The 14,798-nt window shown below is 59.1% G+C and carries 16 protein-coding genes; 6 read left to right on the forward strand and 10 right to left on the reverse strand.

Features of this window, described 5'->3' with window-relative positions:
• Nucleotide 1: 1 nt before the first annotated feature.
• The 5 genes from DQ393_RS22620 to DQ393_RS22640 all read right to left on the reverse strand — a co-directional run bounded on the left by DQ393_RS22620 (nt 2) and on the right by DQ393_RS22640 (nt 3,930).
• The gene (locus tag DQ393_RS22620) at nt 2-970 is read right to left on the reverse strand and encodes a methyltetrahydrofolate cobalamin methyltransferase (RefSeq protein WP_112343955.1); all 969 of its coding nucleotides are present in this window, start codon (nt 968-970) and stop codon (nt 2-4) included.
• Nucleotides 971-1,073: 103 nt separating this feature from the next.
• Complete coding sequence (locus DQ393_RS22625; RefSeq protein WP_112343956.1) at nt 1,074-2,180, reverse strand: methylenetetrahydrofolate reductase; 1,107 nt, start codon at nt 2,178-2,180, stop codon at nt 1,074-1,076.
• A gap of 3 nt (nt 2,181-2,183) precedes the next feature.
• The gene (locus DQ393_RS22630; protein ID WP_112343957.1) at nt 2,184-2,762 is read right to left on the reverse strand and encodes a methylenetetrahydrofolate reductase C-terminal domain-containing protein; all 579 of its coding nucleotides are present in this window, start codon (nt 2,760-2,762) and stop codon (nt 2,184-2,186) included.
• Nucleotides 2,755-3,057, reverse strand: coding sequence for a virulence factor (locus DQ393_RS22635; RefSeq protein WP_112343958.1), 303 nt, complete (start codon nt 3,055-3,057; stop codon nt 2,755-2,757). Before DQ393_RS22635 ends, DQ393_RS22630 begins: the two co-directional genes overlap by 8 nt.
• Before the next feature lie 234 nt (nt 3,058-3,291).
• Nucleotides 3,292-3,930 carry a DUF1638 domain-containing protein gene (locus tag DQ393_RS22640; RefSeq protein WP_112343959.1) on the reverse strand — a complete coding sequence of 213 codons (639 nt, stop codon included), beginning with the start codon at nt 3,928-3,930 and terminating at the stop codon, nt 3,292-3,294.
• Nucleotides 3,931-3,945: 15 nt separating this feature from the next.
• Here DQ393_RS22640 and DQ393_RS22645 point away from each other — a divergent pair, with 15 nt between their 5' ends.
• Nucleotides 3,946-4,107, forward strand: coding sequence for an entericidin A/B family lipoprotein (locus DQ393_RS22645; RefSeq protein WP_015340221.1), 162 nt, complete (start codon nt 3,946-3,948; stop codon nt 4,105-4,107).
• 64 nt (nt 4,108-4,171) lie between these two features.
• Here the strand turns inward: DQ393_RS22645 and DQ393_RS22650 are convergent, their stop codons facing one another.
• Complete coding sequence (locus DQ393_RS22650; protein WP_069613213.1) at nt 4,172-4,873, reverse strand: corrinoid protein; 702 nt, start codon at nt 4,871-4,873, stop codon at nt 4,172-4,174.
• 257 nt (nt 4,874-5,130) lie between these two features.
• Here DQ393_RS22650 and DQ393_RS22655 point away from each other — a divergent pair, with 257 nt between their 5' ends.
• The 5 genes from DQ393_RS22655 to DQ393_RS22675 all read left to right on the forward strand — a co-directional run bounded on the left by DQ393_RS22655 (nt 5,131) and on the right by DQ393_RS22675 (nt 10,440).
• Nucleotides 5,131-6,711: a trimethylamine methyltransferase family protein gene (locus tag DQ393_RS22655; RefSeq protein ID WP_112343960.1), complete on the forward strand. Its 1,581-nt coding sequence runs from the start codon at nt 5,131-5,133 to the stop codon at nt 6,709-6,711.
• A 101-nt stretch (nt 6,712-6,812) separates the two neighbouring features.
• A complete protein-coding gene (locus DQ393_RS22660; RefSeq protein ID WP_112343961.1) occupies nt 6,813-7,505 on the forward strand; it encodes a 4Fe-4S dicluster domain-containing protein in 693 nt (230 codons plus the stop codon).
• Between the two features lie 66 nt (nt 7,506-7,571).
• The gene (locus DQ393_RS22665) at nt 7,572-8,318 is read left to right on the forward strand and encodes a phosphodiester glycosidase family protein (protein WP_432422020.1); all 747 of its coding nucleotides are present in this window, start codon (nt 7,572-7,574) and stop codon (nt 8,316-8,318) included.
• Between the two features lie 132 nt (nt 8,319-8,450).
• A complete protein-coding gene (locus DQ393_RS22670) occupies nt 8,451-9,383 on the forward strand; it encodes a hypothetical protein (protein WP_112343962.1) in 933 nt (310 codons plus the stop codon).
• 82 nt (nt 9,384-9,465) lie between these two features.
• On the forward strand, nt 9,466-10,440 hold the full coding sequence (locus tag DQ393_RS22675; RefSeq protein WP_145644372.1) for a hypothetical protein: 975 nt from the start codon (nt 9,466-9,468) through the stop codon (nt 10,438-10,440).
• Nucleotides 10,441-10,839: 399 nt separating this feature from the next.
• Here the strand turns inward: DQ393_RS22675 and DQ393_RS22685 are convergent, their stop codons facing one another.
• The 4 genes from DQ393_RS22685 to DQ393_RS22700 form a co-directional block, all read right to left on the reverse strand.
• The gene (locus DQ393_RS22685) at nt 10,840-11,439 is read right to left on the reverse strand and encodes a GNAT family N-acetyltransferase (protein ID WP_210209435.1); all 600 of its coding nucleotides are present in this window, start codon (nt 11,437-11,439) and stop codon (nt 10,840-10,842) included.
• A gap of 20 nt (nt 11,440-11,459) precedes the next feature.
• Entirely contained in the window at nt 11,460-12,752 is a 1,293-nt protein-coding gene (locus tag DQ393_RS22690) for a hypothetical protein (RefSeq protein WP_112343964.1), read from the reverse strand.
• Between the two features lie 85 nt (nt 12,753-12,837).
• On the reverse strand, nt 12,838-13,953 hold the full coding sequence (locus tag DQ393_RS22695) for a DegT/DnrJ/EryC1/StrS family aminotransferase (RefSeq protein ID WP_112343965.1): 1,116 nt from the start codon (nt 13,951-13,953) through the stop codon (nt 12,838-12,840).
• Nucleotides 13,953-14,387, reverse strand: coding sequence for a sugar 3,4-ketoisomerase (locus DQ393_RS22700; RefSeq protein ID WP_112343966.1), 435 nt, complete (start codon nt 14,385-14,387; stop codon nt 13,953-13,955). The genes DQ393_RS22695 and DQ393_RS22700 overlap by 1 nt, the downstream gene beginning before the upstream one ends.
• Nucleotides 14,388-14,798: the final 411 nt, after the last annotated feature.

Raw genomic sequence — 14,798 nt, forward strand, 5'->3', positions numbered from 1 at the left:
CTTATTCCCTCGCTGCTCCCGCACCGGCGCGCGCTGCCCGACCGCCACGGCGTCCGCCGCCGGCGGCAGGGGCTGCCGTGGCTGCGGCAGCTGCAACGCCGCCTTCGGCCGGCTTGTAGTCACGATAGGTCATGATCCAGTTGGTGCAATTGGCATCCGTGCCATTCAGCACGTTGGCGGCGCGCACGGCTTCCATTTCCTGCGGGCGGCAGGGATTCATGATGGCGGAGGTCATGCCCGCGCCGATGACCATCGGGATGAAGCCCGCATTGATGCCGTGGCGATGCGGCAGGCCGAAGGAGATGTTGGAAAGGCCGCAGGTCGTGTTGACCTTGAGTTCATTGCGCAGGCGGTACAGCAGCGCGAAAACCTGACGGCCTGCATCGCCCAACGCCCCGATCGGCATGACGAGCGGGTCGACGACGATGTCCTCAGGCTTGATGCCGTGATCCATGGCGCGCTCAACAATCTTCTTTGCAACCGCGAAACGGACGTCCGGGTCCATGGAAATACCGGTCTCATCGTTCGAGATGGCGACGACGGGCACATCGTATTTCTTGACCAGCGGCAGAATGGCTTCGAGCTTTTCCTCTTCGCCCGTGACCGAATTGACCAACGGCCGGCCCTTGGCAACCTTGAGGGCAGCCTCGATCGCCGCCGTGACCGAGCTGTCGATCGAAAGGGGGACGTCGACCAGACCCTGCACGATTTCAAGCGTCTGTACCAGTAGGCCCGGTTCGGTCTCGTTCGGGTTGACCGAGGTGACGCCCGCATTGACGTCGAGCATGGTCGCACCGGCGGCGACCTGTTCCAGCGCGTCCTTGATGACGGTGTCGAAATTGCCTTCGATCATCTCTGCAGCGAGCTTCTTGCGCCCCGTCGGGTTGATGCGCTCGCCGATCACGCAGAAGGGCTGGTCGAAGCCTATGATGATCTCGCGGGTGGCGGAGGCAACGATGGTACGCGTCATATCTGATCCTCTGGTCAGTTGGCCCGATAGCTGGTCTATCGTGCGGTGATCTGGGTTACAAGCCGGCCGGTTCCTCTCCTGGCCTGCTGCTATCGTCTCGAATTCAATGTGCCTGCGGCGGCGTATGATGTGCGGCGATCTCCGCCATTGCCTGCTGGTTTTCTTCTCTGCCTTCGCTGATCTGGTGCAGCCGCTCGGCGACGAGAGCATCGGTGCGGCTCGCCTCGCGTTTCCAAGGCTGGCGGCCCTTCAGAACGCCGGAATCATGCACCATTTCGGCGACATATTCTTCCTGGCGATAGGCCATGACGTGAATGCCGGAAACGCCCTCGATCTCCTTCACCTCGTTGATGATGTCGATGCAGAGCTGCTTGCCTTCCTTCTTCTGATCCTGTGCACCCTCGATGCGCTTGATGACCTCATCGGGAATATGGACGCCCGGTACGTTGGAGCGCATCCAGCGGGCGGTCTTTGCCGAGGCGAGCGGGCCGACGCCGACGAGAATGAAGCATTTTTCGTGGAGGCCGAGATCGCGCACCTTCTTCATGTATTCGCGGAACATCGGCACGTCGTAGCAATACTGGCTCTGGACGAACTGCGCCCCGGCCTCGATCTTCTTTGCCAGCCGATAGGGGCGGAAGTCGTAGGGCGGCGCGAAGGGATTGATGGCGGCGCCGAGAAAGACCTTCGGCGGCGACGTCAGCTTGCGGCCGGAAAGGAATTTGGCGTTGTCGCGCATAATGCGTACGGTTTCGAGCAGCGACATGCAATCGAGATCGAAGACCGGCTTGGCGCCGGGCTGGTCGCCGGCCTGCACGCCGTCACCGGTCAGGCACATGATATTCTGCACGCCCATGGCCGACGCACCCAGCACGTCGCCTTGGATGGCGATACGGTTCTTGTCGCGGCAGGCGATCTGCATGATGGGCGCATAGCCCATCCGCGTCAGCAGCGCGCAGATCCCGACCGACGACATATGACAGTTGGCACCGGAAGCATCGACGGCATTGATGCCATCTACCCAGCCATCAAAGATCGCAGCACGTTCGTAGACGTCTTCCGGATTGGCACTGTCGGGCGGGTTCAGTTCGGCGGTGACGGCAAACTCGCCGCGGCGAAGCACGCGTTCCAGCCGCCCGAGCGAGGAGTGGCCGGGCAGGGGATCGAGCGGCAGATGCGCACCAAGCGGATTTTCATCGATATGCGCCATCGCTCAGGCTTCCTTGCTTGCCGTTTCGCGGGATGCAGCGGCCTCAGCCGTGACGCGGAGCCACGAGGAGGTTTCGCGCAGCGACTGGTTCACGGGCTTCTGCACGTTGAGGATCGCGTCACCGTGGGTCATGTTCCTAGAACCGTTCCAGGCCTGCACCCAGACGCAAGGCATATCGGGCTCCACTTCGCAATTGCCATTGGCGCGAACGCCGCCGCACGGACCGTTGCGCAGCTGCTTGGGACAGTTCATCGGGCAGGACATGCCCGTCGACGACAGAGCGCACTGGCCGCACATGCGGCAATCGAACAGGAAGCCCTTCACATTGCGTTCGATGAAGGTGATCGGGCGCTCCACCCGGTCATAGCCGAGTGCCTTCCACAGCGGATGAAGCAGCAGGAAAGCGTCGGCGAAACGACGGTAGAACCATTCCAAGAAGCGCGAATGACGGACGGCCCAGAGTCGAACGGTATATTTGCGTCGGGCGCGGCGGTTGGGCGAGACGCCGGCTGGGGTATAGGCGCCGCTGGCCGCCTTTGCGCCCGCGGCGGCATTGCCGGGCTTCTGAACGGCATCAGCCATTGTCGCGGCCTCCGGATTTCACCAGTGCCACCAGCCGCTCGCGATCATAGGCGGCCTCGAATTCGCTCGCCGCCTTGTCCGCCTCGGCTTCGAGATCGTCGGAGACCGGCACGGGATCCGCCTTGCGCCATTCGGCCAGGTAGTCGTCGGTTTCGGCGGCGCCGGTGCGCATGGCGCACATGTCTATTGCTTCGGTAAAGCGTAGCGAAAGCTCACGTTTTGCCGTCTGCCTGCCCTTCTTGATAATCACCTGGGCCGGAATGTCCCGCCAGTAGACGACAATGCGATCTGCCATGCACAAATCTCCTCTTCACGCCAGAATGCACGCCGGCAGACCATTGGACTGCGCTCGCCACGACGCGGCACATGCCGAAAAGCGACGCCGCATGAAAAGCTTGTCCGCAAGCGTTCCTAACGGGCATTTTCCTTTGAAATTACCGGGTTCGAACTGTGATTGAATGTGCCTCACTCGTCCAGCATGTCGGTGGCGACAAAGCAGCAGCGGGCGAGAAACGACAGGGCGCCGCAATCAGACGACCGACAGTTCGCGGGCAAGGTCGCCGTAGCCGGTGAAGCGATATTCATAGTCAAGGCCGAGATAGGCGGCGGCTTCCTTCGCCTTCGCCTGCAAGGCGGGATCCTCTTCCTGCGAAAGGTAGACGACCTTGCGATAGTTGCCGAAATACATATCGCGCAGCTCGGGATGACGATCCAGACCCAGTGGGACGACGACGAAGGATTCGAACTGGCGGGCCAGAAAGTCGGTGAGGAAAAACGAGGTGATATCATCCTCACGCGCCGCGAAAGCTTCGTTGCCGGTAAAGAAGGAGTAACAGTGCGGGCCGGACAGGCGTTCTATCCCCTCGCGCTCGCAAATCCTGTCGATATCGCCGCCGGTGCCGCAATCTGCATAACCGATGAAGATCTTGTCGAACCCGCGCGAGCGGGCATCGACGATCGCCTGTTCCAGCGCCGGCGCGATCCTCTGCGGATAGGAATGGTAGATTGCGGGAAGACAGTGCAGGTCGATGTGGTCGAGGCTGTTTATTCTGACGATCGCCAGTATTTCGCGCGCGATTGCGCCGCACGCGATCACATGAACTTTTTGAGTTGCGGCGCGTTTATCGCGCGGAGGGTTTTTCTCCGAATCTTGCCGATCAACATCCATTCAAAGGGGCTCCTGATGATGACCGTATCGACAACAAGCAAAATCGCCGCTGCCTTCGCCGTGCTTATGGTGCTTGCTTCGTGCTCCAACACCATTCGTGGCATGGGCAGGGATACGGCAAACGCCGTCAATGCGACGGAAGACGCCGGTCATACCGTCAAGAAGGCTGCTCAGTAACTCATTTGGGATGTCCACGGGCCGGCGACAACCTTTTCGTCGCCGGCTCGGAGAAATAAAGCGATCAGGCGCCGGCAGCCAGGCTGTTGTGCTTGCGCTTCATGAATTCCTTGGCGGTTTCGACCGCCACGGCTGCGTCGCGGCAATAGGCGTCGGCACCGACGGCCTTGCCGAATTCCTCGTTCAGCGGTGCGCCGCCGACCAGCACGACATAGTCGTCGCGCAGGCCCTTTTCCTTCAGCGTATCAATCACGACCTTCATGTAGGGCATGGTGGTCGTCAGCAGCGCCGACATGCCGAGAATGTCAGGCTGTTCGCGTTCGATGGCGTCAAGATAGTTTTCGACCGGGTTGTTGATCCCCAGGTCGATGACGTCGAAACCGGCACCTTCCATCATCATGCCGACGAGGTTCTTGCCGATGTCGTGAATGTCGCCCTTGACGGTGCCGATCACCATCTTGCCGAGCTTGGGGGCGCCGGTCTGTGCCAGCAGCGGCCGCAGGATCGCCATGCCTGCCTTCATCGCATTGGCCGAAAGCAGCACTTCCGGAACGAAGAGAATGCCGTCGCGGAAATCGATGCCGACGATGCGCATGCCCTCGACCAGCGCCTGGGTCAGGACATCGTAAGGAGCCCAGCCGCGTTCGAGGAGGATATTGGTCGCTTCCTCGATTTCTTCCTTCAAACCGTCATACAGATCGTCATGCATCTGCTGCACGAGCTCTTCATCAGAAAGTTCCGAGAGAATGATTTCGTCGTCAGACATGCGCTCCATCCCATTTTCGTGCAGCATCAGAGACTTGTATAAAACACTGCCGCCATTACGGATAGACCGGAAGGCCGCCAAAACTCTTTTTGAATGCGACGTCGCACGGAACAATCGCGACGGACGAAGAACAGTTGATATTGTCAGCCGATGTCTGTCCTATGCTAATTGCTGGCGCATTAAGGAACGTCCGCTTGTCGGAATCAGGTAGCATGGAGCCTGATAGACGCATTCATGCGCAGGAGTGAGGAAACATCATGGACGATATGATTGAGCAACCGGCTGCAGGCAATGACGGCGGCGGACGGCGTTCGCGCAGCGAGGGCAGGGGTGCGGCAGCGCGGCGCGCTTCGCGCAGCGGCGGCGGGCCGGGTCCTTCGCTCCCCTATATCACCCGTAAGATCGGCGTCTATGAAGTGCTTGACGAAGAGGGCCTGCAGCTCATCGAACGCAATGCCGACAGGGTTCTGGAGGAAATCGGCATCGAGTTTCGCGATGATGCGGAAGCTCTGGCGCTCTGGAAGGACGCCGGTGCCGACGTACGCGGGCAGCGCGTGCATTTTCCGAAGGGACTTTGCCGCGAACTTCTGAAGACCGCGCCGAAGGAATTTACCTGGCATGCGCGCAACAGCGCCCGCAACGCTCATGTCGGCGGCAAGGCGACGATCTTCGCGCCCGTCTACGGCCCGCCCTTCGTGCGCGATCTCGAGGGCAACCGCCGCTATGCGACGATCGAAGATTTCCGCAATTTCGTGAAGCTCGCCTATATGGCGCCGTCGATGCATTCGTCCGGCGGCACGGTCTGCGAGCCGGTGGATATCCCGGTCAACAAGCGCCATCTCGATATGGTCTACAGCCATATCAAATATTCCGACAAGCCGTTCATGGGCTCGGTCACGGCACCGGAGCGTGCCGAAGACACCATCGCTATGGCAAAGATCGTGTTCGGCGACGATTTCGTCGAGAATAATTGCGTAACCCTGAACCTCATCAACGCCAATTCGCCGATGGTGTTCGACGAGACCATGCTTGGCGCCTTGAAGGTCTATGCGCGGCACAATCAGGCTTCGGTCGTTTCGCCCTTCATTCTCTCGGGCGCGATGAGCCCGGTGACGGTCGCGGGCACGCTGACGCAGATTCTGGCCGAAGTGCTGGCCGGAGCTTCCTTCACGCAGCTGATCCGCAAGGGCTCGCCGGTTCTGTTCGGCACCTTCGCCGCATCCATCTCGATGCAGTCGGGCGCGCCGACCTTCGGCACGCCGGAGCCGTCGCTTGTTTCTTACGGTGCAGCGCAGCTTGCCCGCCGTCTCGGCCTGCCGTTCCGTACCGGCGGTTCGCTCTGCGCGTCGAAGGTGCCGGATGCACAGGCCGCGCATGAATCCGCCAATACTTTGAACATGACGCTGCTGGCGGGCACGAATTTCGTGCTTCATGCGGCCGGCTGGCTCGAAGGGGGGCTCGTCTCCTCCTATGAGAAGTTCATGATCGACCAGGACCAGCTCGGCATGATGCAGAAGATGGCTGAAGGTATCGATCTCTCCGACAATGGCCAGGCACTGGATGCCATCCGCGAAGTCGGCCCGGGAAGCCATTATCTGGGCTGCGGCCACACGCAGGCGAATTTCCAGTCCGCCTTCTATCGCTCGCCGCTCGCCGACAACAACTCCTTCGAGCAGTGGGAGATTGAAGGCCAGAAGCGCATCGAGCAGCGCGCCAACGCACTTTGCCGCTCCTGGCTCGATCATTACGAAGCGCCGCCGCTCGATCCGGCCATCGACGAGGCTCTTCTGGCCTATATCCAGAAGCGCAAGGATTCCATGCCGGACGCCTTCACCTGAAGAGAGCCCGAGGCCGCCAGGGAGCAAGGCGGTGCCATACGCGTTGCCGACCTGATCCAGAAGGAAGTCTGGCGGCCGCACTATCAATATAAGGGGCCACGGTGAGCCGCGGCCCTGTCATACTCGAACAGCTCCGTGCGGCGCTCGGCGTCCACGGAGTTTTCGTTCGAGGCGTTGTGTCCTTCAATGAAGGCGAAGGACCGTTGCTGACCAATGGCACGCCCGTGCGCAGCGTCGCGCTGCTGGGCAATATCGGCGGCTCGATCTGGCCGGCATTTTCGGCTTGGCGAGATATGCCCGGCAACGGGACACGCATCGATCCTCTCGACGATTGGTCGAAAGAGATCATCCGTCCGGTCGCAAAGACATTGGGGGCCACGGCTTATTTTCCTTCGGATCCCCCGTGGCAGCCGTTCCAGCGCTGGGCGATGCAGGCCGAGGGATTGCAGCCGTCGCCGCTCGGCATATTGATCCATCCGGAATACGGCCTATGGCATGGATATCGTGGTGCCCTGGGATTTGCCGAGGATTTAAAGGCGGCTCGGACGACAGCGTCTTCTCCGCATCCATGCGCGTCATGCGTGGAGAAGCCTTGCCTCACCGCCTGTCCCGTCGAGGCCATTACCACGACCGGTTTCGATGTTCAGGCCTGTCGCTCGCATTTGCGCACGCAGGAGGGGCAGGCCGGCTGCATGGTCGGCGGCTGCCTCGCACGCAACATCTGCCCTGTCGGTGCAACCTATCGATATCCCGCCGAACAGCTTGCATTCCATATGGCGGCACTTCAGCTTTAGCCTCGCGGGTTCCTCGTTTCGCCGCATTGCGGTGCATTCCAGGGCCTGTGCTATTGGTGCGGAGCTATGCGCTTGATTCGTTTGATGCTCATCCTTGCCGTTCTTGCCTTCGCCGCCACCGCCTCGGCTGGCGAAGATTGCCGGAAGGTTGAGCATCTCGGCGACAGCTACACGGTTTGCACCTTCGATCCCGCCCGTTACGACATCCAGATTTTCCAAAATGATCACAACGGCAAGCCTTACGGCTCGTTCCGGGCACTGGAGATAGATCTGCGCCAGGATCGCGTCTATGTGCGCTTTGCCATGAATGGCGGCATGTATCTCGATGATCAATCTCCTGTTGGTCTCTTCATCGAAAACGGGCGCGAGGTAAAGGCGATCAACACCAATAGGGGCTGGGGCAATTTCCATCTCTTGCCGAACGGGGTTTTCTATGTCGATAGAGGCAAGGCCGGGGTCGTGGAAAGCAAGACCTTCGCTGCTTCCGGTACAAAGCCGTTCTATGCGACTCAGTCCGGCCCGATGCTCGTCATCGACGGCAAGCTTCATCCGTCATTTCTGGCCGATAGCACCAGTCTCAAGACGAGAAACGGCGTCGGCGTCACCGCCGATGGGCTCGTCGTGTTTGCGATTTCCGACGGCCCGGTGCGCTTCCACGATTTTGCGACGCTGTTCCGCGATGATCTGCAATGTCCGAATGCGCTGTTTCTCGACGGCAGCATTTCCAGCATCGACATACCGGAATGGCAAAGGCGCGACAGCCTGTTTCCGCTCGGTCCGATCATTGCGGTAACACAAATGCTGCCAGGCTAGGGCAGCTTCCATACACAGGCAAGAATGCCTTCCCGAAGCTCTCCATCGGCTCTCGGCCTCGCAAGGTTTGAGCAAGGCCCATCGCGCAGTTTCCAAGCGAGGGGTTCCAGCGAGTCTTCGAGAAGGATCAACATGTACGCGCAAGCGGAGAAGCAGACTGTCGCATCGCATGGCGCGGAACACGCCCTGCCAGCCTTTCCTTTCGGTTGGGAGCATCACAAGGATCGGCACTGCATTTGGATCGTCAGCCCAGAGGGCTACGTGCACAGCCGCGCTTTCGAGGATGTTGCCCTTGGTCTCCACTACGCCTTTGCCGAACTCGGCGGCAGCGCGCCTCTGGTTACCGATCCGCGAGAGTGGAACGGACGGGTGCCGATCGTTTACGGCGCAAATTTGCTGCCGTCGGTCGCAGCGCAATGGCTGCCGCCCGAGAGCATCATCGTGAATATGGAGCAGGTCTCGGCTGAAAGCAGTTGGATCAATCATCGCTATCTCGGATTGCTCAAGAAATTCGCCGTGCTCGATTACAGCGAGCGCAATCGCCAGGGACTGGCCAGGTTCGGCGTTCCCGCTGAAATTCTCGATGTAGGATACAACAGGCACCTGACGCGTGTGCCGCAAGCGCCGGTGAAGGATATCGACGTTCTCTTTTACGGCTCGATCAACGAACGCCGCAAGAATGTGCTTGTGGCGCTGCAAGCAAGCGGGCTGAACCTCGTTCACCTGTTCGGTGTCTACGGCACCGAGCGCGACGCCTTCATCGGGCGCTCCAAAATCGTCCTCAACGTGCATCATTTCGACGCCGCGATCTTCGAGATTTGCCGCGTTTCCTTCCTGCTTGCCAATGGCGCCTGTGTCGTCAGCGAGGGCAATATCCATGACCCGGAAGTGGCCGCTTTTGCCAAGGGAATGGCGTTTTGCAACTATGATCGGCTTGTCGAAACCTGCATCGAACTCGTTCGCGACGACGAGAGACGGTCGGCAATCGGGGGCCGCGGCTTCGGCCTCATGTGCGAGCGCCAGCAGGCGGCCATCCTTTCCGCTTTGATGACGAGGGGCGGCTAGGTTTTTTTAGAGCATTTTGGCGGCGAACCGGGCGCCTGTGGCGGGTGAATCGGCAAACGACATGTGAAGGCGGACTGCGACTATGACTGGAAATGAAACGATCTACATCCTCTGCCCACCCAATCATATGACGGGCGGCCCGGAAGCCCTTCACCAGCTCTGCGCGAGGCTGACCAAAATCGGGCGCAACGCCAGAATGGTCTATACCAACGGTTCCGATCACTCGCTGATGCCGTCCCCTAAGGGGGAAACAGCGATGGTATTTCGGGAATACGAGAATGCCATCCATCCGCAATATCGGGCCTACGCGACCGAAAGCTCGGACTATATCATCGACAACGAAGACGCGATCGTGGTATTTCCGGAGATATGGCCGCATCTGATTCCGCTCTTCAAGAAGGCGGTTAAGGCCTTTTGGTGGTTGAGTTTCGATTACGGCATGGGACATCTGATGCCGTTGGGCGGCGTGCAGTTCCTTCTGGCGAACGACTGCAAGATGTTGTCGCAATCCGCTTATGCCACGGCACAGCTCAGTGTTTTGGGCTTCAGCGATGTCTTGCGGATCTCGGATTTTACGACACTGGCAAACAACGTGGCGCCACAGCCGCTTCAGCAGCGGCGCGATCTGGTTCTGTTCAACGACAAGGCCGAGGCTTTCGAGCGCCAACTGGCGATCATGTCTCCGCAATATGAATTCAAGATCCTGAGCAACATGTCGCCGACGGAAGTCCACCAAAACATGGCGCAGGCGAAGCTCTATGTCGACTTCGGTCCGCATGCCGGCAAGGATCGCATGCCGCGTGAAGCGGCGCTCCTCGGATGCTGCGTGATCACCGGTCGGAACGGTTCGGCCAACAATTTCGAGGATTTGCCCATTCCGGCCAAATACAAGTTCGGCAACCATCTCCAAAGAATGCACGAGATTTCAAGGGCGATCGGTGACGTGATCCAGAATTTCCCGGAGAGGTTCGAGGATTTCGGCGTCTACCGGCGCTCTATTGCCGTCGAAGAGACAAAGTTCGAACTGGAGGTCTTCAGTGTATTCGGGCAGGTCTGATCGAAAGTTGGCGGCAAGAAGGTTGGTCTTGCGATCATGATCAATTTCGCCGATGTTTGACTTGCTTGTGGTTGGCGCCGGCTTTTATGGCGCGACGATCGCGGAGCGGGTGGCCAACGAGCTTGCAGAAGAACGTGCTTCTGATCGATCGGCGAAGCCATATCGGCGGCAACGCCTATAGCGAGTTCGACAGAGACCGGTATCGAGGTTCACCGCTACGGCACGCATCTCTTTCATAAGCCGAACGAACTGGTCTGGGCCCATCTCAACAGCTTCACTGCATTCACCGGCTACAAGCATCGTGTCTATGATCGCGGTCGAACAGCCGTCAATCGTGCCCAGGACATCATCGATGCGAGGCAGCTTGCTCGACGGTGGGCGGCAGACATCCCGCTGCGCTTAATCTGCGCTTCTGCCAAGAAAATCGATGATGTCTCTTTGCTTTTCGTAAAATACTTCCTTGGGAAGGCGCATATATTCGTTGTCGTCATCGATCTCAGTGGTGATGGCGCCCATCTTTTTGTGAAAGCTGATGACCTTCCTGTTTTCCCGTCTCACGTCAAAATGGCTTTCGTCAAAGCCAAGGTGTTCAAAACCGATGCGGTAGACCAACAGGGCCGATTCAATCGCCGCATAGCGGGATTTATTGTGATCCAAGATCCAGCTTCCCCAACAGAAGGAGGGCCCGCGGAAATCATAGAGGCGCACGGTACCGCATGCGACTTTGTCCAATCGCTCGATAACAAAATAGAACTCCTCGCCTTGCTGCTCGCGTTGGACATATCGCTCGATCCATGCGCGCTGCGCTTCGGCGGAGGCGGGAGGCGGGGAGAGATGGGTATTGTAGAGAGGATCGATGCGCAGCGAATAAATGTAATCCGCATGCTCGCTCCGGGCGGGGACCAGCTGTATGGTCTTCAACTGCAGTTTATCGAACCAGTCAAAATTCGTCATTTGCGGCGCTACTCGGCGTTTGAGGCTTTTGTCGAAAGCAAGCATTCGGGGAATGCTGCCCGGGATCAGAGACCAGCCGGGACCGGTTCGGTCATGTTCAGCAGTTTCTGCCGGAAGACATCGGGCGCATGGAATTGCTGATAGAATTCTCTGTTGGACGCGCCCATGGCCTTGCCCGTCGTCCTGATTTTGTCGACGGCAGCCGGGACGTCGCCGAGGTGCGAGATGATTGCCGCCGAGCCGAGTTCGCCATCAACCCAGCGAAAAAGCGGAAGTTTCTCGGGCGGCTCCGCCCTGAGAATAGGCAGCCCGAGGGCAAGAGCTTCGACTCTTGCTTTTCCGCCGCCGACCGGATGAGATTCCAGATAGAAGTCGGGCGCGATCTCCTTCAGACGCGTGACAAGTGAGGGAACCGGACCCTCGAAGACAATCCTGCCGGGATCTGAGCCATCGATCGCTAGCTGATTGCGGACCTGCTGCTGCAGCACATCCGGGAACGGGCCGATGTGATGCAATCGGTCGACGCCGGCTTTGAGAAGGGCCGAGGCCAATTGCGGATAGCCGAAACCGACTTCGCCATGGAATTTTTGGGCGCTTCCAGAAGTTACGCAGACCAGGGATGTCGCTTCGTCGGTCGGCCCGTCGCAGACCATGCCATGATCGGCGGCGCTCATATGCAGCATTTTCGGACCGAACTTCAGATGTTTGCGACAAGCGCCGTGGCATTCCGGCGTCAGATCAAAATGCTCGTAGTCGGTTCGGGTGGCGCCAAGGCTCGGCTGGTGATCCGCATGATGCAGGAAATGGACTCGGGGTGCGCTGTAACCGCAAACTGCGCCGTAGGCGACGCTATCGAAATGATGGGCGTTCAGGAAAATCGTATGCGGCGCCAGATTGCGAATGAGCGCGACCAGCTCTTTGACCCGGTCGAAGAGCGCTTGGCGATGCAAATAGATGACCGACAGGCCGAGGGTCGCGAAGCGCTCCTGCAGGAGTTTGGAGAGTTGGGGCGGCCGCCCCGCGGCTCCGCCCGTCAAGACGAGGACATGACGCTTGTCGGGCAAATTGGCGACGATGTCTTCCAGCACGCGCGTGTGGCCGCCGGTATCGTATACTTCCGTTGCAACGTGCAGAACGGCGTTCTTGTGGCGCCCTTCCAGATTATAGTCGCAGAGCGATAGCGCCAGTTTTTGCAGATAGCCATCGGAAATCGGCTCGAAAAGGGCCTGGCCCCTGAACCGCGGATCGCTCAACATCTCGAAGAACATCTGCGTCAGCATCGCCAGAAAGCTTTCGATCTCGTTGCTCTCAAACATCGTCTTCAACTCCTGCTCAAGACTATTGATGTTGATGAACATGGCGTTTCCTTTTGTTCGGGAAGCTTTCGCAAGCGGCGGCCGTCAGGAACCATTGAACCCGGTTCCCTTCCGGTCCCTTCGCTGGTTATACGGCGAAGGCGTTGACGGCATTGATGACGCGTTCGACCTGCTCGGCATTCATCGCCGGACTCATGGGCAGGGAGAGAACGTCGCGATGGATGGCCTCCGTCAGCGGCAGGCTGACATCGCTCATCACATGCCGGTAACAGGTCTGCTTATGGATCGGTATCGGGTAATGCACCGCGGTCTGAATGTCCTGCTCGGCAAGGTGAGCGGCCAACGCATCCCTTTGCTTGCAGCGAACCACAAAGAGGTGCCAGACGTGACTTGCCGGATCGCCCGAAACGACGGGCAGCTGCAGATGCTGATTGACGATATCTCTGCAATAGCGCTCGGCGATCTTGCGCCGGCGTGCGTTCTGTTCGTCTAGGTGCGGCAGCTTCGCCCGCAGGAACGCTGCCTGTATCTCGTCGAGGCGGCTGTTCGGGCCTTGATGACTGTTATGGTATTTTCGCTCCGACCCGTAATTGCGTATCGCCTTCAGCAGAGCCGCGAGTTCGTCGTCATCGGTGGTGATCGCACCGCCGTCGCCGAGTGCGCCGAGATTCTTCGTCGGATAAAAGCTGAAGCCCGCGGCATGGCCGAAGGTTCCGACCTTTCGGGCGCCGATCGCCGCGCCATGCGCCTGCGCGCTGTCTTCAATGAGCAGAAGTCCATGCTTCCGGCAAGAGGCCGCGATAGCGGGCATATCGGCGGCTTGACCATAGAGATGGACTGCCATCGCCGCCTTTGCATTTTGCAGTACGCCGGCTTCGATACCTTCTGCAGACAGATTGTAAGTGGCTTCATCGGGTTCGACGAGAACAGGGCGAAGATTGTTCTCCGTGATCGCCAGCACGCTCGCTATGTAGGTGTTGGCCGGTACGATGACGCCATCGCCATCCTTCAATTTCCCTTGTTCCTTCCAGGCACGCAGCGTGAGCGTCAGGGCATCGAGGCCGTTGCCGACGCCGATCGCATGCCTTGTGCCGATATAGGAGGCAAACTCGTTCTCGAAAGCTTCCAGTTCCTTGCCGAGGATGAACCAGCCGCTGGAAACGACGCGCTTGGCAGCATCATCGAGCGCGGTCTGAATGTCCGTCTGTGTCGCGGACAGGTCGAAAAAGGGAACCGTATTCATTATGCGCCCCTAACCACCTGCACGAACTCTTCATAATCGCGATAGTAGTCGGCCTCGTCATAGTGTTCCGAGGCGAGAACGAGGCAGACGGAGCCTGACGAGAAATTATCCAGCTCACGCCATGTCATCACCGGAACATAGAGGCCGTAATAGGAGCGATTGAGCGAGAACCGCTTCTTTTCGAAGCCGTTATCCAGAACGACGTCGAAGCTGCCGGATATGGCAATGATCAGTTGACGGAGCTGTTTATGGGCATGTCCGCCGCGATGGGCGCCGCCCGGAACGTCGTAAAGGTAATAGACACGCTTGATGTCGAACGGCGCGTGGCGATTACCTTCGAGAAAGGTCAAATTCCCACGGCTGTCGGGTATGCGCGGAAAGTTGAGAATCTCCCAGCCACCCGATTGCTCGCGCACATCTGAAAAATTGAGCATGCCTTATCGATCCTCCATGGGATTAGGCCCGATCGCCCGACATCCTTTGCTCGCCGGTGCCGGATCAGAGCCTCCAAAGGCCAATTTGCCACTCCACACTTGTCCGAAACTGTCGTCGATCGGATTGAGGTGACATTACCACTGCACTACCCCGCCAACGGGGCGGAAGACAACGCAGGCCGTCGCATGGGGAACGCTCTAGCTCATCTGCAACAGGACGTCATTCAAGGCTTGCCCCTCGTTTCTGTGATCGTTTGCGGTGTTCGTCGGCAATTGGCGGAGGGCGAATTAACCCGGATCGTAGGATCGCATCGGCATTTCCGATCCGACTTGCTTGCGGCGAAAGCGAAACGCGAACGGCGAGGCTGACTGGATGAGAGATAGCCTATGGGCGGTACCGATGCCCCGAGA

Source organism: Martinezella tropici, from assembly GCF_003287875.1.
Classification (GTDB): domain Bacteria; phylum Pseudomonadota; class Alphaproteobacteria; order Rhizobiales; family Rhizobiaceae; genus Rhizobium; species Rhizobium tropici_C.